This is a genomic window from Solitalea agri, assembly GCF_023914155.1.
Taxonomy (GTDB): domain Bacteria; phylum Bacteroidota; class Bacteroidia; order Sphingobacteriales; family Sphingobacteriaceae; genus Solitalea; species Solitalea agri.
The window spans coordinates 137,493-158,015 of record NZ_JAMWYS010000035.1 but is presented as its reverse complement, the minus strand read 5'-3'; the positions used below and the strand labels follow the sequence as shown (position 1 = coordinate 158,015).

19 protein-coding genes are annotated in these 20,523 nt (G+C 38.0%); 8 read left to right on the top strand and 11 right to left on the bottom strand.

The annotated features are described in order from the left end of the window. Together NF867_RS11035 and panC are read right to left on the bottom strand one after the other, a co-directional pair. A partial coding sequence (locus NF867_RS11035; RefSeq protein WP_252588030.1) for a hypothetical protein occupies nucleotides 1-1,946 on the bottom strand: 1,946 nt, incomplete at its 3' end. A gap of 972 nt (nucleotides 1,947-2,918) precedes the next feature. Next, on the bottom strand, nucleotides 2,919-3,758 hold the full coding sequence (panC, locus tag NF867_RS11030; protein ID WP_252588028.1) for a pantoate--beta-alanine ligase: 840 nt from the start codon (nucleotides 3,756-3,758) through the stop codon (nucleotides 2,919-2,921). 146 nt (nucleotides 3,759-3,904) lie between these two features. On the opposite strand from panC, the gene NF867_RS11025 reads away from it, so the two are divergent. Then, a complete protein-coding gene (locus tag NF867_RS11025) occupies nucleotides 3,905-4,726 on the top strand; it encodes a glycogen/starch synthase (RefSeq protein ID WP_252588022.1) in 822 nt (273 codons plus the stop codon). Between the two features lie 28 nt (nucleotides 4,727-4,754). Then, on the top strand, nucleotides 4,755-6,155 hold the full coding sequence (locus NF867_RS11020) for a DUF4270 family protein (protein WP_252588021.1): 1,401 nt from the start codon (nucleotides 4,755-4,757) through the stop codon (nucleotides 6,153-6,155). A gap of 79 nt (nucleotides 6,156-6,234) precedes the next feature. Here NF867_RS11020 and NF867_RS11015 read toward each other — a convergent pair whose 3' ends face one another. Together NF867_RS11015 and NF867_RS11010 are read right to left on the bottom strand one after the other, a co-directional pair. After that, nucleotides 6,235-6,840 (bottom strand): superoxide dismutase, encoded by a 606-nt coding sequence (locus NF867_RS11015; protein ID WP_252588019.1) that lies wholly within the window; start codon nucleotides 6,838-6,840, stop codon nucleotides 6,235-6,237. Nucleotides 6,841-7,059: 219 nt separating this feature from the next. Further along, nucleotides 7,060-7,524 (bottom strand): nucleoside deaminase, encoded by a 465-nt coding sequence (locus NF867_RS11010; RefSeq protein ID WP_252588018.1) that lies wholly within the window; start codon nucleotides 7,522-7,524, stop codon nucleotides 7,060-7,062. Between the two features lie 49 nt (nucleotides 7,525-7,573). On the opposite strand from NF867_RS11010, the gene NF867_RS11005 reads away from it, so the two are divergent. Together NF867_RS11005 and NF867_RS11000 are read left to right on the top strand one after the other, a co-directional pair. Beyond that, the gene (locus NF867_RS11005; protein WP_252588017.1) at nucleotides 7,574-8,761 is read left to right on the top strand and encodes a class I SAM-dependent rRNA methyltransferase; all 1,188 of its coding nucleotides are present in this window, start codon (nucleotides 7,574-7,576) and stop codon (nucleotides 8,759-8,761) included. Between the two features lie 66 nt (nucleotides 8,762-8,827). Then, entirely contained in the window at nucleotides 8,828-9,484 is a 657-nt protein-coding gene (locus NF867_RS11000; RefSeq protein WP_252588015.1) for a hypothetical protein, read from the top strand. 79 nt (nucleotides 9,485-9,563) lie between these two features. Here NF867_RS11000 and NF867_RS10995 read toward each other — a convergent pair whose 3' ends face one another. The 4 genes from NF867_RS10995 to NF867_RS10980 all read right to left on the bottom strand — a co-directional run bounded on the left by NF867_RS10995 (nucleotide 9,564) and on the right by NF867_RS10980 (nucleotide 12,714). Next, the gene (locus tag NF867_RS10995) at nucleotides 9,564-10,364 is read right to left on the bottom strand and encodes a TerC family protein (RefSeq protein WP_252588014.1); all 801 of its coding nucleotides are present in this window, start codon (nucleotides 10,362-10,364) and stop codon (nucleotides 9,564-9,566) included. Nucleotides 10,365-10,475: 111 nt separating this feature from the next. Next, entirely contained in the window at nucleotides 10,476-11,528 is a 1,053-nt protein-coding gene (locus NF867_RS10990; protein WP_252588012.1) for a hypothetical protein, read from the bottom strand. Continuing rightward, nucleotides 11,503-12,048 carry a hypothetical protein gene (locus NF867_RS10985; RefSeq protein WP_252588010.1) on the bottom strand — a complete coding sequence of 182 codons (546 nt, stop codon included), beginning with the start codon at nucleotides 12,046-12,048 and terminating at the stop codon, nucleotides 11,503-11,505. Before NF867_RS10985 ends, NF867_RS10990 begins: the two co-directional genes overlap by 26 nt. A 123-nt stretch (nucleotides 12,049-12,171) precedes the next feature. Beyond that, the gene (locus NF867_RS10980; RefSeq protein ID WP_252588008.1) at nucleotides 12,172-12,714 is read right to left on the bottom strand and encodes an RNA polymerase sigma factor; all 543 of its coding nucleotides are present in this window, start codon (nucleotides 12,712-12,714) and stop codon (nucleotides 12,172-12,174) included. Between the two features lie 221 nt (nucleotides 12,715-12,935). Here NF867_RS10980 and aspS point away from each other — a divergent pair, with 221 nt between their 5' ends. Together aspS and NF867_RS10970 are read left to right on the top strand one after the other, a co-directional pair. Further along, the gene (aspS, locus tag NF867_RS10975) at nucleotides 12,936-14,678 is read left to right on the top strand and encodes an aspartate--tRNA ligase (protein WP_252588006.1); all 1,743 of its coding nucleotides are present in this window, start codon (nucleotides 12,936-12,938) and stop codon (nucleotides 14,676-14,678) included. Nucleotides 14,679-14,806: 128 nt separating this feature from the next. Beyond that, on the top strand, nucleotides 14,807-16,048 hold the full coding sequence (locus tag NF867_RS10970; protein ID WP_252588004.1) for a purple acid phosphatase family protein: 1,242 nt from the start codon (nucleotides 14,807-14,809) through the stop codon (nucleotides 16,046-16,048). Between the two features lie 63 nt (nucleotides 16,049-16,111). On the opposite strand, the gene NF867_RS10965 is transcribed toward NF867_RS10970, so the two are convergent. From NF867_RS10965 to mutY, 3 genes are all read right to left on the bottom strand, one after another. After that, nucleotides 16,112-17,395, bottom strand: a complete 1,284-nt coding sequence (locus tag NF867_RS10965) for an OmpA family protein (protein ID WP_252588002.1) — start codon at nucleotides 17,393-17,395, stop codon at nucleotides 16,112-16,114. A 149-nt stretch (nucleotides 17,396-17,544) separates the two neighbouring features. Then, nucleotides 17,545-18,012 carry a single-stranded DNA-binding protein gene (locus NF867_RS10960; protein WP_252588000.1) on the bottom strand — a complete coding sequence of 156 codons (468 nt, stop codon included), beginning with the start codon at nucleotides 18,010-18,012 and terminating at the stop codon, nucleotides 17,545-17,547. 43 nt (nucleotides 18,013-18,055) lie between these two features. Continuing rightward, nucleotides 18,056-19,099: an A/G-specific adenine glycosylase gene (gene mutY / locus NF867_RS10955; protein ID WP_252587995.1), complete on the bottom strand. Its 1,044-nt coding sequence runs from the start codon at nucleotides 19,097-19,099 to the stop codon at nucleotides 18,056-18,058. Nucleotides 19,100-19,160: 61 nt separating this feature from the next. Here mutY and NF867_RS10950 point away from each other — a divergent pair, with 61 nt between their 5' ends. Together NF867_RS10950 and NF867_RS10945 are read left to right on the top strand one after the other, a co-directional pair. Further along, on the top strand, nucleotides 19,161-19,523 hold the full coding sequence (locus NF867_RS10950) for an HU family DNA-binding protein (RefSeq protein ID WP_341870045.1): 363 nt from the start codon (nucleotides 19,161-19,163) through the stop codon (nucleotides 19,521-19,523). Between the two features lie 21 nt (nucleotides 19,524-19,544). Then, nucleotides 19,545-20,372, top strand: a complete 828-nt coding sequence (locus NF867_RS10945) for a tetratricopeptide repeat protein (protein WP_252587993.1) — start codon at nucleotides 19,545-19,547, stop codon at nucleotides 20,370-20,372. Nucleotides 20,373-20,523 lie beyond the last annotated feature (151 nt).

The following is a 20,523-nucleotide window of genomic DNA, read 5'->3' as shown; positions in this document are numbered from 1 at the left end:
GTGGTGCCCGCTACATAATTGCTGATCGTACTGCTGCCTGCTGCTGAACAGGTGGCCGCCGTAGGAGTAATGGTTGGAACAGCTGGCGTTACTAACATCGCCGCATTACTAAATGCGGAAGATGGAGCTGAAGTACAGCCTCCGTTACTGGCCGTTACGGTGTAAGAGGTGCCAGCAGTCATGCCACTAATTACCCCGCCTGTTCCGACACTTGGTCCTGATGGACTAAAGGTATAGGTGTAGGTTGAATTATAATTGCTAATGGTACTGTTGCCTGCTGCTGAACAGGTGGCCGCCGTAGAAGTAATGGTTGGAACAGCAGGGGTAGTTGTCCCTACTGTTAAAACTAATACATTACTTTCAAAAGAACATCCACCTGATATAGCAATACGTTTAAAGTAGGTTGTTTGATTTAATGTACCAGGACTATATTGTTGTCCCGTAGCTCCTGGAATATTTGTAAATCCAGCACTTGCACTTGTTGTGGAGCTTTGCCATTGATACGTATATGTACTATTGTATCCACCAGTAGGTTGCAACCCTTCAAGTGACCAAGGAGCTACCATTCCACAACCCACAGAAGGTCCGTTAATAGAAATTGTATTACTCGAAAAAGGAGTATTGGTTATAGTATAAACAATTGTATTTGAAACACTTGTAGCGCAATTTCCTGATGATACAATCCTTCTAAAGTAAGTAGTGGAAGTCAGAGTACCTGTTGACAACCCTTGGGTATTGGATGATGGGACTGTAGACCAAGTAGTGCCGTCCGAGGATGTCTCCCATTGGTAAGTGTAAGTGGAGTTGTAACCACCTGATGGCTGACCTGCATTAATAAATGTATTTAAACCGCAATTTGCAGTCGTACCACTTGGTAAAGTATTTCCAGTAATTGCAGAATAAACTGATACCGCTGAAGTAGTAGATGAACATCCTGTGGTTGAACTGGTAAAAGTGAATGTAGTGCTACCCGCTGCAACGCCCGATACTACCCCCGCATTGGTAACAGTGGCAACAGAAGGATTATTGCTTAACCATGTTCCGCCTGTGGTTGGAGTTAGGGTAGTTGATCCGGTTGCGCAAATTGTTGAACTGCCGGAAATGGATACTGTTGGTAGCGCATTAACTGTAACTGAAATAGTTTTAAAGTTTGAGTAGGTTGTAGAACCAATTGTAAAGGAGACAGTCAACTTTGCTGAATAATTCCCCGCAACAGCACTTGATATAGTCACATCCTTAGTGCTGTAAGGTGTAATAGTACCTGAAGGATTTGTAACACTCCAATTATAGCTTACAGGATAAGTAGTAGTTCCAATTACATTTGCTCCCGTAAAAGCCCCGTTCAGTTGCAGGTTATTTCCTGCACAAGCAGGAGAATTATATGATGGATTTGAAGCGATTGTGCCATTTCCTTTATTAAGATCAGCAAATGTAAAATCCGCATTTCCTCCTCCAGTACATACAGCATATTTTCTTGTACTTATAAATATCGCAACATTATTACTGCAATTAGCATCTTCATCCAGTGTCCCACCGTTAAGTTGCAAAACAGCATTGGGGTCTGGCAATGTAAGTGATTTATTCTTAGAAAATTTCATTTCTCCTCCCGTATTAATCGTTACGAGGGAAGTTGAAAGGCTAAAATCACCGTCAACCAATAGACTACTTCCTGTTGATCCAGGTCCAATAACTAAAGCTGTAAAGACTTTTGTTACATTGACATCGAGGGTAATGTGATCACCATCCAAAATAGTTACAGTACCTGTTCCTGTCTTCTCACCTGGATAACCCTCAGTAGAGGTTGGTGTGACCCATGCAGATCCATTCCATCTTTGCCAAGAAGATAATGCAGACCAATTTCCGGATGTATTAACATTCGATTGATAATCACCAACTGATTGCCCATAGGTAGCTAACCCTAAGAAAATAAAGCATATCAAAAGCATGAGCTTTAGAAAAGCCTTCTTAGAATTAATTAAAACATGAATATTAAATGATTGAGTATCCCTAATCATTGATGATCATAAAAGGTTCGACATGTAATAACTACATGCATCAGTTGATTTGAATGGAGAGCGGGAATTTTAGATTAGGAGAGTGAGTATTTTTTAAGCCATTTATCTTGTTTAGCTGTAAGTAACTTTTCTGTTTATGAGCAAAATTTATGATATAAAACTAATTAATCCAAAACTGGGTATTTTTTTCCTCAAAAAAATACTTATGGACAATATTTAAGCCAATTTAAATTATTTGTGTACAAATTGACCCATTTTTTTCCGTTGTTTAAACAACAATATTCTTGCCACAAAAATTAGAATAAGTTTCGAGATTTCAAATACCCCTTGTAAATCAGTGAGATTCGTTCTGTAAGGAAATTAATCTTATTTATAAAATTGCATACAAAACAATGAAAACAGTCTACCAACAGCTTAAAACTGTATAGATTAGAAAAAAACTTGTCTGAAATCTTAGGAAGTAATACACGCTTTTATCATGCGACGTAATGCTTTGTCTCGTCGTATTATAGCTATACATCAAAAAAAGATGTATCGAAAAAGATTAACAACATCCAGTGTATAGTTAACACAAGATTTATTCACTAATCTATATAGTTATTTCAGGACGGGGCAGACGCATACTCGACGTATACTCAACGTATACTCGACGTATACTAGACGTATACTCGACGCATATACGACGCATACACACTAAAAAAGTAACTTCGAAAACAGCCTGTATAGTTCAATTAGGATTAACAACATCCAATGTATAGTTAATCCAGGATTTATTCACTAATCTGTATAGTTATTTCAGGACGTATCAAAGCCTTATATACGTCGTATATACGTCGAGTATAAGCCGTATCGAGAGTGTGTTTTACGCAACAACGCAACAAAACAACTATTAGGGGGTGATATTTACAACACCATATTATCAATCAACCTGGTTTTACCAACTTTAGCGGCAAGTAAGGCAACTGGCTCCTTCGATTGCTCCCATGCTGTTATTTCATTCAAAGTGGCCCCATCAACTATAACCAGGTATTCAAGAACAATTGGCGGGGATGTTAATTGTGTTTTGGCCTCATTCAAAACATCCGACAAACCTGTAGTTAATCTGTTGTTCTTAATAAACGTTAATGTTTGTGAAAGTTTTAATGCCAACTTATGTTCCGAATCGCTTAAATGAACATTTCTGGAACTCATAGCTAAGCCTTCTTCTTCTCTTACAGTAGGACATCGAATTATATTTACCGGTAGATTAAATAGTTCAACCATTTTTTTCACCACCATTACTTGCTGAAAATCCTTTTGGCCAAAATAAGCATTGGTTGGTTGTACAATGTCAAACAGCTTTTTTACAATCTGTGTTACTCCCTGATAATGTCCTGGACGGAATGCGCCTTCCAGAATATTTTCTAAATACCCTAAATCTAAATGCCAAGTCTCTCCTTTTGCATACATTTCCTCCACAGAAGGCATAAATAAGTAGTCACATTTAGCTCTTTGTAATTTTTCAACATCGGCTTCAACCGGACGAGGATATCGTTCCAAATCTGAAGGATCATTAAACTGGGTGGGATTAACGAAAATACTACAAACCGTTATATCATTTTCTTCAATAGAGCGGGCGATAAGATTTAAGTGTCCATTATGGAGAGCACCCATGGTTGGAACGAACCCCAAAGTTTTGCCTTGAACCTTTATAGCCGTGGCTATTTGCTGCATTTCAGCTTTTGTAGTAATTATTTGTAGCAACTTGAATAAGTTTAAAATCCGCAAATTTTGCAAAAACCAAACCTAAAATGCAAGACATATTCTATAATTCCTTTATAATTAATAAAATATTCGTATATTTGCACCATTATTGGCTTAGTACACAATTAGTTTAAGTAAAGAAGAGCATGGCAAAGAAGAAGGTTCTGTACATCACCCACGAGATGTCGCCGTTTTTAGAGTTGACTGAAATTGCAAAGATCACCCGCCAACTTCCACAAGCAATCCAAGAGCAAGGTTATGAGATCAGAGTTTTAATGCCCCGTTTCGGTTGCATTAACGAACGTCGCAACCGTTTGCACGAAGTGATTCGCCTATCGGGAATGAATATTGTGATCAACGACAACGACAACCCGCTGATTATCAAGGTGGCTTCGATTCAAGGTGCAAAAATGCAGGTATATTTTTTAGATAATGAAGAATATTTCCAGCGTAAGCACGTTTTTAGAGATGATAAAGAAAAGTTCTTTGATGATAACGATGAACGTACCATTTTCTTCAGCAAAGGTGCAATTGAAACCGTTAAAAAATTAGGATGGACACCTGACATAGTACATTGTCATGGATGGATGAGCAGTTTAGTACCTGCTTATTTAAAAACCACCTATAAAAACGACCCAATGTTTAAGAACACGAAGGTTACTTATTCGGTTTATGAAAACGAATTCAGCGAAGTTTTAAACGCTGATTTCAGCAAAAAAGCGGTAATGAGCCAAATGACCGAAGAAGATCTTGTTCATTATGCCCCGGCAACCAATAACGCTCTTCATATGGGAGCAATCGGCTTTGCAGATGCTGTAATTAAGGGCGACGAGAAAATTGATCCAAAAGTTGAAGAATTTATTGCCTCATGCGGTAAACCTGTCATGAATTATACTAACTTTGAGCAAACTGAAGTCTACGCGCAATTTTACGAAGAAATGGCTAACGCAGAATTGATTTCAGCTTAATAAGTAATTAGAGATCATTAAATCATATATGAAATTAGTTAAACTAGACTTATTAATTTTATTAATAAGTCTTTTTATTTTTTCGGGTTGTGAAAACCCAGATGGAATCGGATTAAACGATACAGATTATCAAAACGGTATTCAGGTAGATACATTTACTGTCCAATCGCAATTAGTTGCCGACTTGCCAGTTCGAACCGACAACCGTTTTTCCAACAATGGAAACGTTGCAGCCAACAATACCAAACTTTTAGGCTATATGAACGATGCTATTTTTGGCAAAAGTTATGCAGAACTAAATACTCAATTTGTAAAACCAGACTCCGCAGCATTTGCATTTCCTGCCGAGGCTGTACTCGATTCGGCAGTATTGGTCCTAGCTTACCAGGATACATCAAAATTGGCAAACACTTTCTATGGTTCCGCTACTTCTAAGTTTCGCTTTATTGTTGAGGAACTTGGCGATCCGATGAGAGTTGATACTTCCTATTATTCTAATCAGTACTTCAACCCAAAAAATGCCACCCCCATTGGAACGGCATTGATAACACCAAACTTGAACAAGATAAAAGTTATGGATTTTATCAATGATAAACCTGATACCTTAAAAACAGCTGAGGCACAAATTCGAGTTCCGATCGATAAAAATTATGCTATCCAAAAGTTTGTTAATGCCCCTTCATCAATATATGAAAGTACGGCTAACTTTAATTCATATTTCAAAGGAATCAAACTTCGAATTGATCCTAATGGAACAACAGGTTTGGGCGGAATATTTAAACTGAATGTTCAAACTACCGACAAATCAGTAATAAATTTTTACTATCATAATGCAACTGATACCACTTTCCATACTCTCAGGTTATCGGGAGGAGTTGCTCAAAGTAACTATTTTAAACATGATTATGCCGGAACAATTATTGAAACTTTACTAGGCGGCGGAACCAATACACAACAAACAGTTTATGTTCAGTCAATGGCTGGAGTAAAAACAAAAGTGAAGTTCCCATACATTAAATTGATCAATAAAGACAGCAAAAGAGCGATCAATAAAGCTGAACTTATTGTAACCGTAGATCCGGGAAGTGATGGAACTTTTACTGGTCCTGCACGTATCCTCCTAAATCAAGGACAAAACAAATCAGGCTCATTCATTCAGATAGCCGACAATAACATTTCTGACACTCGTTATAGGCCTGCAGGGGCAGAGTATAGTGGTTATTATAATTCAAGTAAAAAGAATTATTCAATATTAGTAACCAAGTACGTTCAGGATATCCTGGATGGAAAAGCCAATGATGATAACTTGTTCTTAACATTTGATAATCCGGCAATTTCTGGTGAACGCGCTGTATTTGGTGGCCCTAAAGGACTTAGCTACAGCATGAAATTGCGCATCATTTATTCAGATGTAAAGCAAACCAACTAAATTGGTTACAAGCAAAATACTAAAATAAAACCCCTGACTCAATATTGAATCAGGGGTTTTATTTTTATCTGATCTGTGATTATTTTGCTTTAGCGAAACGCTCAGCAACTGCAGTCCAATTAATAACATTGAAGAAAGCAGAGATATAATCTGGACGACGATTTTGATATTTTAAATAGTAAGCATGTTCCCATACATCCATCCCTAAAATTGGAGTACCTTTTACCTCAGCTACGTCCATTAACGGATTATCCTGATTAGGAGTTGAAGAAACTTCCAACTTACCATCTTTTACTAATAACCAAGCCCATCCCGAACCAAAACGAGTAGCACCCGCGGTTGCAAATTTCTCTTTAAAAGCTTCAAATGATCCGAATGCACTATTGATTGCATTAGCTAAATCACCGGTTGGCAAACCACCGGCATTTGGGCCGATTACTGACCAAAATAAGGAGTGATTGTAGTGACCACCACCATTATTGCGAACAGCAGCAGGGTATTTAGATACGTTTTTACAGATCTCTTCAATACTCAAGTTTTCAGCATCAGTACCTTTAATAGCATTGTTAAGATTAGTTACATAAGCCTGGTGATGTTTACCATGGTGAATCTCCATAGTTAATTTATCGATATTTGGCTCAAGGGCGTCAAAAGCGTATGGCAACGCAGGTAGTTCAAATGACATTTTTATAGATTTATATAGTTAAACAATAGATGAATAGATAACCATTGAAACCATTAATGGTTTGTTGGTAAAATTACTTGTTTGGAATTAATTAATTATTGGCAAACTGCAAGATTTTAATTAAAGTATAAAAGAGATGAGAGACTGACGGTTTCAAGATTAGAGCAACACACAACTTTACCAATTTCGGAAATCGTAAATCTGCCTTCTAAAATCCCTTTATCTCTTTTTTTTAAAGAAATCTTTAACCAATTGTCCGCATTCATTTTCTAAAATACCACCCACAAATTCTGTTTTCGGATGCAAAGGACTTGGGATTAAGCGCATAAAACCGCGTTTAGGATCAAAGGCTCCAAACACAATTCTGGCGATTTGAGCCCAATGTAAGGCTCCAGAACACATAACACAGGGTTCAAGTGTTACGTACAACGTACATTCATCTAAATACTTCCCGTTCAGAAAATTGGCAGCAGCCGTAATGGCCTGCATTTCGGCATGTGCGGTCACATCATTTAATCGTTCGGTAAGATTATGAGCACGGGCAATGATTCGGTTCCTGCAAACTACAATGGCTCCAACGGGCACCTCATCAGCTTCAAAGGCCAGTTGAGCTTCTTTAAGTGCCTGTTTCATATAAAACTCATCGGTCGAAACGCCCGGATCCTCATCAAATTTGAATATCATGGTACAAAACTAATACTAATCTGTGTAATCAAAAGTCTACTTTTGTCGCATGAAAACTCTTCAGCTTAAAGCCGGAAAAGACAAAGCGGTAAAGCAGCATCATCCCTGGGTATTTTCAGGAGCTTTGGAAACAATAAAGCAAACCCCTGATCAAGGTGAAATAGTTAGACTTATCAATTCAAAAAATGAATTTCTTGCTTATGGATACTTTAACAAACTATCCAAAATTGCGGTTAGAGCCATTGAGTGGGTTGAAGAGCTTGAAGTAGATGATCAATGGTGGAAAGGGAAAATTAAAGCATCGATTGACCGCCGCCAAAATTTGTTAACATCAACTGACACCAACTCTTTTCGACTAATTTATAGTGAAGCTGATGGTTTACCAGGCTTAATTGTCGATAAATACGCTGATTATTTAGTAATGCAGGTACTTACAGTAGGGACTGAAGTAAGAAAGCAACTGATCGCTTCGTATCTGTTTGAATTATTAAAACCTACGGGAATATATGAACGCAGTGACGCCACCGCAAGAAGCTTAGAAGGCCTGAAAGCATCTAATGGATTGCTGATTGGTAAGGAGCCACAAGAGTTCACCGAAATAACTGAAAATGGATTAAAATTCGTGGTTAATATAGCTGACGGTCAAAAATCGGGCTATTTCTTAGATCAACGCAACACTCGAAAACGTGTAAGTGATTATGCAAACGGATTAAACGTTCTTGATTGCTTTTGCTATGCAGGAGGATTTACACTCAATGCAAGAAAAGCCGGTGCTAAATCAGTAACAAGCGTTGATTCGTCGGCATTAGCTATCGACATGGTACGACGTAATCATCAAGCCAATGGAATTGATTATTCAGAAAACGAGTTAGTTAAAGGCGACTCAAATGCTACTTTACGTCGTTTTCAGGAAGAAAATAGAAATTTTGATTTGATTATTCTCGACCCACCAAAACTTGCTCCAAGCCGTTCGGCGGTTGACAGAGCGTTGAGAGCCTATAAAGACCTTAACCTTCAGGCTTTAAAAATATTGAAATCTGGAGGATTATTGGCTACCTTTTCTTGTTCCGGTGGTGTTGAATTGAATATGTTAAAACAGGCAGTGGCTTGGGCTGCATTAGATGCTGGAAAAGAAGTGCAGTTTATTGAGCAATTCGGGCACCCAGAAGACCATCCAATTTTAGCTTCGTTTCCCGAATCGGAATATTTGAAAGGAGTTATGTGCAGAATAGTTTAATTATATATCTAAAAAGAAATACTTTTGCGCAAATTTTAACAGGCCATCAAAAAGAAATTTTCATCTATGAACCTTTGCGTAAAAAAAGTAATTGCGTTAGCATTATCATCAACCTTATTAACCAGCTGTGCTTCAACTTACCGCTCTTTAACACCTGAAACAATAAGCTATCAGGGGGAGTCCAATACCAAAAATGTAACCTTAAGCTATGCTTATAACGTGTTACAAGAAAAAGGGAATCGGAAATATGCCCGACGAGAAGTGAAAACGAATAATCAGGTAGTAGCAGTTAAGATCAATAACAAATCAGGAAAAGACCTGGTTTTTAATGAAGACATAAAACTACTGGCTTATGACGCACCTGCCGTGCAAGTCTCTCCTCAAGTCGTATATAATGATGTAAAACAAAGTATACCCATTTATTTACTTTATTTGCTTTTAACTCCAACTAAACTTACTACAGCTAAAAATGGTGTTCAAACCAGTTCCTTTCCATTAGGATTAATACTTGGGCCTGCTATTTCAGGCGGAAACATGCTTGTTGCAAACGCTGCTAATGAAAAATTCAAGGATGAACTTACAAGATATAATTTATCAGGAAAGACAATAAAAAACGGGGAAACTACTTACGGATTGCTTACATTAAAATCGTTGGGCTATGCTCCATTAAGACTGCAAATATTGGCTAAAACAGATAGTACGTCCGTATCTCAAAAAGAATAACTATTGTTGTATATCAACTTTTAAACACTAAAGGCCTGTTTGTAAACAGGCCTTTAGTGTTGATGAAATAGTATTATTATTACTCTGTTCTGGAATGCAAATGAACAGGTGTTCCTTTTTTTCTCAAGCGCATATTCAAGAACTCCACGCCAAGCGAAAACGCAATAGCAAAGTATAGGTATCCTTTGGGAATGGCGCCAACCTCACTACCCATAACGACAACATGCCCCAAATGCGCCGATTCTGTTATCAGCATAAAGCCAATCAAAATTAAAAATGCCATACCTAACATCTGAATGGTTGGATGGTCGTTTACAAACTTTCCAACAGGAGCCGCAAAAAGCATCATAACAGCCATTGATAATACCACTGCAACAATCATTAAAATAAGTGCATTCGGTAGTCCATTGGTCATTCCCACAGCTGTCAAAATTGAGTCGAATGAAAACACAATGTTAATAACAGTAATTTGAAGTATTGCGCTGCCTAGACTAGCCGCTGCCTTTTTTGTAGTTGATTGCTCCGGATGCTCTTCGCCTTCCAATTTATGGTGAATTTCAGATGTACTTTTATACAATAAAAAGATTCCACCCGCAAGCAAAATCAAGCTTTGGCCTGAAAAATCGCCATGAAACCACGAAGCATGGAAACTAATCCAAGGTTTTTTCATAGAGATCAGTACGTTAATACCTAACAATAGAACGATACGTAAAACCATTGCTAATAACAAACCGATATTGGTTGCTTTTTTACGTAATTCAGGCGGTAGTTTGCCTGAAGCAATAGAGATGAAAATAATATTATCAACTCCTAATACAATTTCAAGAAATGTTAAAGTTAAAAGTCCCAACCAAGCATCGGGATTGGTAATCCATTCCATAGATCATTAATAGTTTTAAAGAGCCCGAAGATAATTATTAGAATACTCTATACCCAATAAAAAAGAAAAGCCCGGTAAACCGGGCTTAACATTCAAATATAATTTTAGCAACTAGTTGAATTTCACATTTCCGTACCTGGTAGTGATTGCTATTTTACCATTGATCGTACCGGAGCCATAATGCCCACTAAAGCTCTTCGATGGTTTCCAATTTTTCCCATCCGCACCCGACTCTGTTAAGGTAGTTGATTTGTCGTGATTATATCCAAAATCCCCATATGATACATTAACGGATACGTCAAAGGCTGCATCATCTGCGAAACTTAACGAAACCCCTGAATAGGCAGCATTAATTACCAATGATTTTAAAGAACGTGAAACATTATTCAACTTAACACCACTGGAATATTTACTGTTAATGGATCCAGACTGATTGATCTGGTTAATCCTTATTCCTGAATAATCGATATCAGCACTTAACTGGTCTACTTCATCAATATCCAGATTGCCATACCGGTGAACTACAGAAACATTACCCGCTTTGCCAATGCTTAACTTTGAATAAGATACATCAAAGCTTCCCGTTTTAACACTTTCCACTGTGCCACTGCCGTACCTAATAATAATCGAGTTCGAGTTGCTTTTCAAGTTACCGGCGGTAAAACCTCCATAGCTTTGATCAACGCTTAATGGACCATTAAAATCAGCTATTTTTGTAGGCCCGTATTTATTGATAATACTTAATGAGTTAGATGATGGCATATAAACTGAGTAATTCACTTCAAGTCCTTTTTTATCATCACCCTTCCAATTCCAACTATTGCCGCTGGCAATGTTAGTCACAAAACGAACTTCATTGCCTGATTTGCTATCGGAAATAGTAACTCTGTCGAGTTGCTTTTGGGCTTTTTCATCCGAGTTATCATTTGCAATAACCGTTATTTCAACTTTAAATTCGCTTTTTTCCCATGTGTTTATAGTAACCGAGCCAAATTTATTATCGATAAAAAGCTTATCTTTTGTGCTTACCTGGTAAGCTCTTATTACTTTTTTTGTTTTCTCAACTCCAAACCCTGCACTTTCACCGTCTTTAGCACTTGCCTCTACAGCAAGCAACAAAAAGGCCATGAGTAAAAATTTACAATGCAATACCCTTGTTCTCATACTGATTATTTTTGCTGTTTATTCTTTGAATTATTGTTAACTGTTGATTTAACAGATCGATCTGCAATTGTAAATTCTGGATCATCGCTTCTACCAGTTTTTCCTGGTTAGCAGCCCCACTTAACTGAACCTTCATTGACTGGTAGTTCTTGTCAAGCCGTTCCAAATCACCTGAAAACTCCTTGTATAATTCAGGTTGCTCCTTTTGAATACGCTTAAGCTCATCTCGTTTAATATCGATTAGGGCTGCCATGTGATAGGCAGTTTGCGCATACTCCGGATTAATACGAGCCAGACTATCCTCTGGCTGCGGAGGGCGGTTAACCACTCTGAAAACAGTGACACCGAAACCAATTATAAGGGCGATGGCTGCTGCAATGCGCCAGTTAAAATTCAGCTTGAACACTTTCGGTTCCTTTCGCATGGTTTTCTCAATTGAGCGCCACACCTCAGCACTTGGTTCATAAACATCAAATTCATCACGGTGTTCTTCAACAAATTTTTCCAAACGATTTTTCATCTTATTTGAGATTTGGGATTTGAGATTTTTGATTTGAGATAAGCCTCAATCTTAAATCCATTTTTATTCTAATTTCTTCAATTTTATTCTCCATCCTACTGGAGATTACTTACTGCAGACTGGCTACTGTTTCAAAATCTCCAGCAACCTTTTCTTAGCCCGTATGTATTGAGTTCGTGAAGTCGATTCGCTTACCTTTAATATTTCGGCAATTTCTTCATGGTCGTACCCCTCGAACAAATACAGCGTGAGAACCGTTCGATACCCATCCGCCAATTGCTGAATAGCCCGCCTTACTTCATCTACTTTAAGAGTTATTTCTTCTTCGTCAAAAGTTTCATCTTCAATATCAACCTCTGGATGCATGTCAATGTCTTCAAACTTTACTCTTCGTGCACGTAAATAATTGATCGAATTGTTAATGACAATACGCTTAAGCCATGCACCAAAAGTCGACTCACTTCTAAAGCTGTTGAGCTTATCAAAAGCATCAATAAACGACTCCTGTAACACGTCTTCGGCATCTCCTGTATCATTTAATATGCGCATTGCCACGCTAAACATACTGCGGGAGTACAAGCGGTAAAGTTCATACTGCGCTTTACTGCTACCCGTTCGACATTTTTCTACCAGGTCTATGTGCCTGTCGAGAACTAGTGTTTCCAATGGATTTGTTTTACGATGTAATGACATGAACCAATTAAAGAATGTTGCACATAGATGAAATTTTTTTTCGAAAATTCAGTTAAAATGTCTTTTAAGTAATAAAATGACATTGCAAGGTTCAATTTAGTTAGATTTTCCTACTTTAATTGAATATCAACACCTATCTAATTTCGGTGTAAATAATTACTTTTGCGCCTCAACAGACTGCAAAACATAAGCATATGCATAGAACACACACTTGCGGAGAGTTAACTATAAAAGATTTAGGAGCCGAAGTTACCCTGAGCGGATGGGTTGCCAAATCGCGTGATTTGGGAGGAATGACATTTATTGATTTACGTGACCGCTACGGAATTACCCAGTTAGTTTTTAACATGGATGATAACGAGCAGCTGTGTGCCGAAGGACGTAAATTGGGCCGCGAGTTTGTTATTAAAATAACCGGAAAGGTTATTGAGCGTTCGAGCAAAAATTTAAAGATACCTACCGGAGAAATCGAAATTAAAATTTCAAAACTGGAAATATTAAATGCTGCCAAAACGGTTCCTTTCTTAATTGAAGATGAAACCGATGGTGGTGATGATTTACGCATGAAGTACCGTTACCTCGATTTACGTCGTGCGGTTGTGCGTAAAAACATGGAGCTTCGCCATAAAATGGCTCATGAAACCCGCAATTATTTAAGCAATCATAAGTTTATTGAGGTGGAAACACCGGTATTGATCAAATCAACGCCTGAAGGTGCTCGCGACTTTGTGGTACCTAGTCGTATGAACCCGGGAGAGTTTTATGCGCTTCCTCAATCACCGCAAACGTTTAAGCAGCTGTTAATGGTTTCTGGTTTTGACCGCTATTTTCAGATTGTAAAATGTTTCCGTGATGAAGACTTACGTGCCGACCGCCAACCGGAGTTTACTCAAATCGACTGCGAGATGAGCTTTGTTGAGCAGGAAGACATTTTAAATATGTTTGAAGGCTTATTTAAACATTTATTTAAGTCGATTAAAGGAATTGACATCGCCGAGGTTCCACGCATGACCTATGCTGACGCTATGAAATACTATGGTTCCGACAAACCGGATATTCGTTTTGATATGAAGTTTGTTGAACTGAATGATGTAGTAAAAGGGAAAGACTTTAAAGTTTTTGATGATGCCGAACTTGTTGTGGGTATTTGCGCAAAAGGGTGCGCTCAATACACTCGTAAGCAGGTTGATGAGTTAACCGACTTTGTTAAAAAACCACAGATTGGCGCCACAGGTTTAGTTTATTGTCGTTATAACGAAGATGGAACCATCAAATCGTCAGTTGATAAATTCTACTCGGAAGAAGAACTCCAAAAATGGGTAAGCGCTTTCGGAGCCGAAAAAGGTGATCTGATTTTGATCCTTGCCGGAAAAGCTGACAAAACCCGCAAAGCACTAAATGAACTTCGTTTAGAAATGGGTAATCGTTTAGGTTTCCGCGACAAAAATACGTTTGCTCCACTTTGGGTATTAGACTTTCCGTTATTGGAGTTTGACGAAGAAAGTGGCCGTTGGCATGCAATGCACCATCCGTTCACTTCTCCAAAACCTGAAGATATTGCCTTGTTGGAAACTGACCCCGGAGCTGTTCGTGCCAATGCCTATGATATGGTACTAAACGGAACCGAAATTGGTGGAGGTTCTATTCGTATCCATAACAAAGAATTACAAAGCCTGATGTTCAAACATTTAGGATTTAGCCAAGAAGAGGCTCATAAACAGTTTGGATTCTTAATGGATGCATTTGAATTCGGAGCCCCTCCGCATGGTGGTATCGCTTTTGGATTCGATCGTTTATGCTCATTATTTGCGGGCTTAGATACCATTCGCGACGTGATTGCATTCCCTAAAAACAACTCAGGCCGTGATGTGATGATTGATTCGCCTTCGACAATCGCCAATGAGCAACTAAATGAATTAAGTATTGCCGTAAAATAAGCTGAAATTAAAACAATCGTTTGATTAACGCTAAAAAGCATAAAAAGCCATGGTCTTATAACCATGGCTTTTTTTATTGCTATAAAATTGAAATACCTTGAAACCCATTTGAATTCCTATTTAAGATTATGAGTAAAAAATCTATATCTCGTCGTGGGTTTGTTAGCTTGGTATCTAAAGCCGGAGCACTCGGAGCATTAATATCAACTCCATTTATTTCTAAAGCGGGTGAATTAATAAAGGAAGAGGAAGAATTTGGATTTTTAACATTGCCTTACTTACAAAGCCCCACAGCAACTTCAATAACTATAATGTGGCTTACCAATAAAAAAGCATTCTGTTGGATTGACTATGGCGAGAATGGCATTTTGGACAAGAAGGCGTATGCTTCACATAATGGATTAATTGAAGCAAACTGTGGTTTAAATAAAATCAAGCTTGAGAACTTAGAATCAGGTAAAGTTTACCAATACCGGGTTGTTGCCAAAGAAATTCTCGATTTCAAACCATACAAAGTCACTTATGGCAAAACACTAAATAGCGAATCCTATTCATTTAAAACATTTGAAACAAAGTCGGATAATGTTTCAATGCTAATAATGAATGACCTTCACGACCGTCCGGAAAGCATCGGTCATTTAATAAATCTTAACAAAAACGACCCATATGACTTGATTTTCTTCAATGGTGATATGTTCGACTATCAAACTGATGAAAAACAAATTATCAATCATATGTTAAAACCCTGCACAGATGCCTTTGCTACAAAAACACCTTTCATGTATGTGCGTGGTAATCATGAAACCCGCGGCAAATTTGCCCGTGAGTTTGTAAACTACTTCGACAATATTTCGGGCAATTTTTTCTTCGCCTTTACTCAAGGACCTGTGCGTTTTGTTTGTTTAGACACCGGCGAAGACAAGGAAGACACCCATCCTGTGTACGCCGGAATTGTAGATTTTGATCATTATCGTGAAGTTCAAGCGCAATGGTTAGCCAATGAAATAAAAAAGCCGGAATTCAGAAAGGCATCGTTTCGAGTAGTATTAATGCATATACCTCATTATTATTCTGAAGAAGAGCATGGGAGTACGCATTCACGTAAAATGTTTGCTGATTTGTTCAACAAGGGGAAGGTTGACATGGTCATTTGTGGACACACCCATACCTACAAAGTGCATGATCGAAAACCAGGTACACATAACTATCCGATTATTATAGGAGGTGGTCCTCAGAATGGGGAGCGTACTTTAATTAAACTTAAAGCAAATACAAGAAAGCTAAGTTTACAAATGCTTAATGACAACGGCAATGAAGTTGGCAGTTATGCACTTGGTAAAGATGCCCGAAAGCAAGATTGGTCTATTTAATAATTGCGAAGGGCGGAGTTCCATAAACACCGCCCTTTGTCAATCTTAGGTTTATTATGTTAATTATTTCTTAGTCACTCTAATATCTATCCTACGATTTTGTGCTTTGCCTTCCTCGGTATCATTACTTGCCACTGGATGTTCCTGACCATAGCCTTCGGCTTCAATACGTTTTCCATCAATCCCTAATTTCTCAAGTTCTGCTTTAACGTTATTAGCCCTATCGGTGGAAAGTTTCAAATTAGCTGCAGCATCTCCAACATTATCTGTATAACCACCCAATTTAACCTCCACATTAGGATACGCCTTCAAAATCTCAGCAATGTTAGTCAATTGTTCGTTTGATTCAGGTTTTAAAACTGCAGACCCCGTTTCAAAGGTCAACCGATCAAAAGAAAACCAAGTTGTTTTATCAACCGGCTTGCTGGTATCTTCAATAAAAGCAATAAGCTTATTCTCAATACCCATTTCCGGAATATTCAATTCGATTCCATTAGGTAATTTCTTTTTGAAGAAGGCACCCAACTTCGCAACTGCATCTGTAGCCATAGAGGCTGCCGAATCAGCCATTGTTTTGGCCTTGTCCACCATTGAATCAATAGTTGGAGGAACTTCGGTTACATCAGGTTTCTTATTACAGCTTCTCCATAAAAAGAAAACTGCTAAAGCTGCTACGGCAAGCAGCAACAGGTTTCTAATCGTTGAGGAGCTACCAGAAGCCTGATTGGCGGCATTCTCAGCTTGTCTACGAGCACCAGTAACTGTATCCTGTACTGCATTGGCAGCACTTGATCCTAAACTTGATAAACTACCAATTCCTAACAAGCTGCCTAATCCGGCAGGTGCTGCATTTATGATATTATCTTTTTGGCTACTTAAATAGCTGGTTAGTCCGCTTAATCCAAGCCCTTCACTGCTTATTTTGCTCCCTAAAAAACTCATAACCAAAGGGGCCGCTATACTCAAAATAGAGGAAGCAGATGAACTCCTAACCCCTGATGCAGTACCAATCATTGTTGACAAATCAGCGGTTTTACTGCCAAATAAAGAGGATAAAAATTGTTTACCTTGATCGATTATACCACTCCCTCCACCACTTAAGCCTGAAATCAAATCAGAGGGATTAGAAAGGATATTGCTGGTACCCGCCCCTTGGATCATACTAAACAAACTACTCATTGATGAGCTATCAGAAGATTTATTTAACAGCCCTGCCAAAATGCTTGGAAATGCGGTGCCAAGAGCTGAATTAACACTCCCTGACGATTCACCTAACAAAGTAGAAGCTTGTGAAATAAGATCAGGTGATACTAAGCCTTTTAAGCTATCAATAATATTGGTTGCCATAAGTTTAGATTTTTAGTTTAGAATAGAAGGTTTAATTAACACGAGGTAGCTTAAAGTTAATAATTACAATTAACTATTAATCAGTAATTTAAAACAAAAAAAGCAGGCTTCTTGTAGGAAGCCTGCTTTAGTATCATTAGATGTTAAGATTAAAAAGGAAGATCGTCTTCAGGAGCATCCTGATTTGCAGAGATTGCAGCTGGAATGTGCTCCTCAACTTTTGTTGTTCCATGTGAACCATCATAGGTTCCGGTAGATTGGTAGCCCCCGTTAACAGGCTCATTATCACTTTTTCGGCCAAGCATGGTAAAATTGTCGGCAACTATTTCTGTTTGATAACGTTTGTGACCTTCTTTGTCTTCCCATGAACGAGTGCGCAATTTACCTTCAATGTAAACCAGTTTCCCTTTCACCAGAAATTTTTCAGCAATATCTGCCAAGCCACGCCACATTACAATATTGTGCCATTCGGTCTGTTCAATTTTTTTACCATCCTTGGTGTATGTTTCGGAAGTGGCCAAAGGAAAACTAGCTACCTTTACTCCGCCTTCCAGGTGTCTTAATTCGGGATCCTTGCCCAAATGTCCAACCAGAATAACTTTATTAATTCCAGACATAGATAAATTGTATTAGAGCGTAAAATTGATTTATCAGAATAAGTTAAAACTTTTTTAAATAATTATCAACTAATTTTGGGAAAGCATAACTTTCAAACTCCTCCTCACCTACCCAAAATTCATTTTCCAATAAGCTGGTTTTCGGATATTTACTTTCAATCTCCCAAAACTTAGCATAGATAATCTGATGAGAAAGCACATGCTTTTGCTCATTTGAAACGGACATTATCAGTGCGTCATTCGCGTTTACAATATCTTGAAATTGACTAGATGAAACCAACTCCTGTTCACTTAATCTGGTTTGGCTTTCAACTAACGGGAAGTCATACATGTTTTGCCAGATATCTTTGCTGACACGCTTATTCAGCAATAAGTTGTTATTATTTCGAAAAATAAGATAATTAAAAAAACGCTCTTTAACAGCTGTCTTCTTCGATTTAACGGGTAATGAACTAATTGTTTGCTGTATATAAGCAACACAATTAATCTGCAAAGGACAATTTTCGCAATTCGGATTAGCCGGCTTACATTGAATTGCCCCAAACTCCATAACTGCCTGATTATAAACTCGAGGAACCGCTTCTTTCAATAAATCGTAAGCCAACTCTTTAAACTGCTTTTTGCCTTTAGTCGAATCGATAGGAGTGGATATGCCAAAATACCTTGATAACAACCTATAAACATTTCCATCAACTACAGCATGGGGAGCATTTGATGAAAAAGATGATATAGCAGCAGCGGTGTACTCCCCAATTCCTTTAAGTTTTAGTAGTTGATAATAATCCGTTGGAAACACTCCATTATGATCAGTCATTACCGATTTTGCAGTCGCATGCATATTCCTTGCTCTGGAGTAATAACCAAGCCCTTGCCACAACTTAAGAACTTCATCTTCAGAAGCTTGAGCAAAGTCATTCACAGTAACAAATCGCTCCTTAAATTTATAAAAATAGGGCATCCCCTGCTCCACCCGTGTTTGCTGTAATATAATCTCTGAGAGCCATATTATATAAGCATCGGAAGTGTTGCGCCAAGGCAACTCACGACTGTTTATTTCGTACCACTTTGTAACTTCTTCAACAAACATTTTAAAAAAATATTTTTTAGATTTTTATAATCGGTTTAAACACATAACTTTGCAACCCCAAATTAATGAAGACGTTAGGACTTTAAAAAGAAAAAAGATGACTAAAGCTGAGGTAATTGCAGAAATTGCACAAAAAACTGGAATTGAGAAAGTTGATGTAGCGGAATGCGTAGAAGCGTTCTTTAAGGTAATCAAAAACTCAATGATTGAGGGCGATAACGTGTATGTAAGAGGCTTTGGAAGCTTTGTTATCAAGAAAAGAGCTGAAAAAACTGCCAGAAATATCTCTAAAAACACTGCTATTATTATCCCTGAACACTTTATCCCAAGCTTCAAGCCTGCAAAAGTTTTCGTAGAGAAAGTAAAAAACAGCAGTGCAAAAGCTAAAATGGCTGCTTCTGCAGAGGAAAAAGTAGAAATGTAATTTTAAACCCCTATTAAATTGTTGTCGAGAAAACAAATACTCATTATCGGATCATCAGTCATACTGGTTGGTGCACTGTATTCACTTGACATCAAAGGGTTGGTAAACCCTAATGAGGGTAAAAAGCCGGAGAATGCGCAAGCTTCTTCGGAAATTTCAATACAATCGATTTCTATATCTGCTAAAAAGCAATTAGAAGCGGGCAGTGTTAAGCAAATTGAAGATCTGGAAGCTAGATTGGCAAAAGATCCTCAAAACACAGAGTTGAAAAAATCATTGGCAAAACAGTGGGAAACTACTGACAGAGGTTTAAGTTACATCAGCGGTTTATACTATTATGATGTAGCCAAAGCCCGACCAGATGTCAACAACTGGCTTTTGGCAGGTGAAAAATTACAAACCGGCATAGCTTCTATCAGCGATAGTTTAGTTGTTCGCTTTGTTGCCGATAAAGCTATTGACGCTTATCAACAGGTGCTTAATCTCGACCCGGAAAACCTTGATGCTAAAACAGGCTTGGGAATTTGTTATGTTGAAAACACTCAAGCCCCTATGCAGGGCATAACCTTGCTCCGAGGGGTTGTTGAAAAAGATCCTGAGAATATTAAGGCAAACTATAGTTTAGGTTTGTTCTCAATGCGATCAGGCCAATATGATAAAGCGGAAAAACGCTTTATCACCGTTCTGAAGAAAGCCCCAAGTGGTGAAGCTTACTTTTACCTCGGCGAAACTTATCGCAACATGGGTGAAAAGGCTAAAGCAATTGAGGCTTATCAGAAAGCAAAAGAATTCATCGTTGACCCGCAGTTTACTTCGCAGGTCGACATGATAATAAAAGAGCTTAAATAAATTGTAACACTTTAAACGAGTTGAAATTATGCCAAGCGGTAAGAAAAGAAAAAGACATAAAATGGCTACTCATAAGCGCAAAAAACGCTTAAGAAAAAACAGACATAAGAAGAAATAATTAATCTTCTTTTCGCTATTATTGCTTACAAGG

Excerpts from the sequence above, each read along its gene's own strand:
- NF867_RS11025 (WP_252588022.1), top strand. The coding sequence starts at position 3,905 with ATGGCAAAGAAGAAGGTTCTGTACATCACCCACGAGATGTCGCCGTTT.
- NF867_RS11020 (WP_252588021.1), top strand. The coding sequence starts at position 4,755 with ATGAAATTAGTTAAACTAGACTTATTAATTTTATTAATAAGTCTTTTT.
- NF867_RS11015 (WP_252588019.1), bottom strand. The coding sequence starts at position 6,840 with ATGTCATTTGAACTACCTGCGTTGCCATACGCTTTTGACGCCCTTGAG.
- NF867_RS11010 (WP_252588018.1), bottom strand. The coding sequence starts at position 7,524 with ATGATATTCAAATTTGATGAGGATCCGGGCGTTTCGACCGATGAGTTT.
- NF867_RS11005 (WP_252588017.1), top strand. The coding sequence starts at position 7,574 with ATGAAAACTCTTCAGCTTAAAGCCGGAAAAGACAAAGCGGTAAAGCAG.
- NF867_RS11000 (WP_252588015.1), top strand. The coding sequence starts at position 8,828 with ATGAACCTTTGCGTAAAAAAAGTAATTGCGTTAGCATTATCATCAACC.
- NF867_RS10995 (WP_252588014.1), bottom strand. The coding sequence starts at position 10,364 with ATGGAATGGATTACCAATCCCGATGCTTGGTTGGGACTTTTAACTTTA.
- NF867_RS10990 (WP_252588012.1), bottom strand. The coding sequence starts at position 11,528 with ATGAGAACAAGGGTATTGCATTGTAAATTTTTACTCATGGCCTTTTTG.
- NF867_RS10985 (WP_252588010.1), bottom strand. The coding sequence starts at position 12,048 with ATGAAAAATCGTTTGGAAAAATTTGTTGAAGAACACCGTGATGAATTT.
- aspS (WP_252588006.1), top strand. The coding sequence starts at position 12,936 with ATGCATAGAACACACACTTGCGGAGAGTTAACTATAAAAGATTTAGGA.
- NF867_RS10970 (WP_252588004.1), top strand. The coding sequence starts at position 14,807 with ATGAGTAAAAAATCTATATCTCGTCGTGGGTTTGTTAGCTTGGTATCT.
- NF867_RS10965 (WP_252588002.1), bottom strand. The coding sequence starts at position 17,395 with ATGGCAACCAATATTATTGATAGCTTAAAAGGCTTAGTATCACCTGAT.
- NF867_RS10960 (WP_252588000.1), bottom strand. The coding sequence starts at position 18,012 with ATGTCTGGAATTAATAAAGTTATTCTGGTTGGACATTTGGGCAAGGAT.
- mutY (WP_252587995.1), bottom strand. The coding sequence starts at position 19,099 with ATGTTTGTTGAAGAAGTTACAAAGTGGTACGAAATAAACAGTCGTGAG.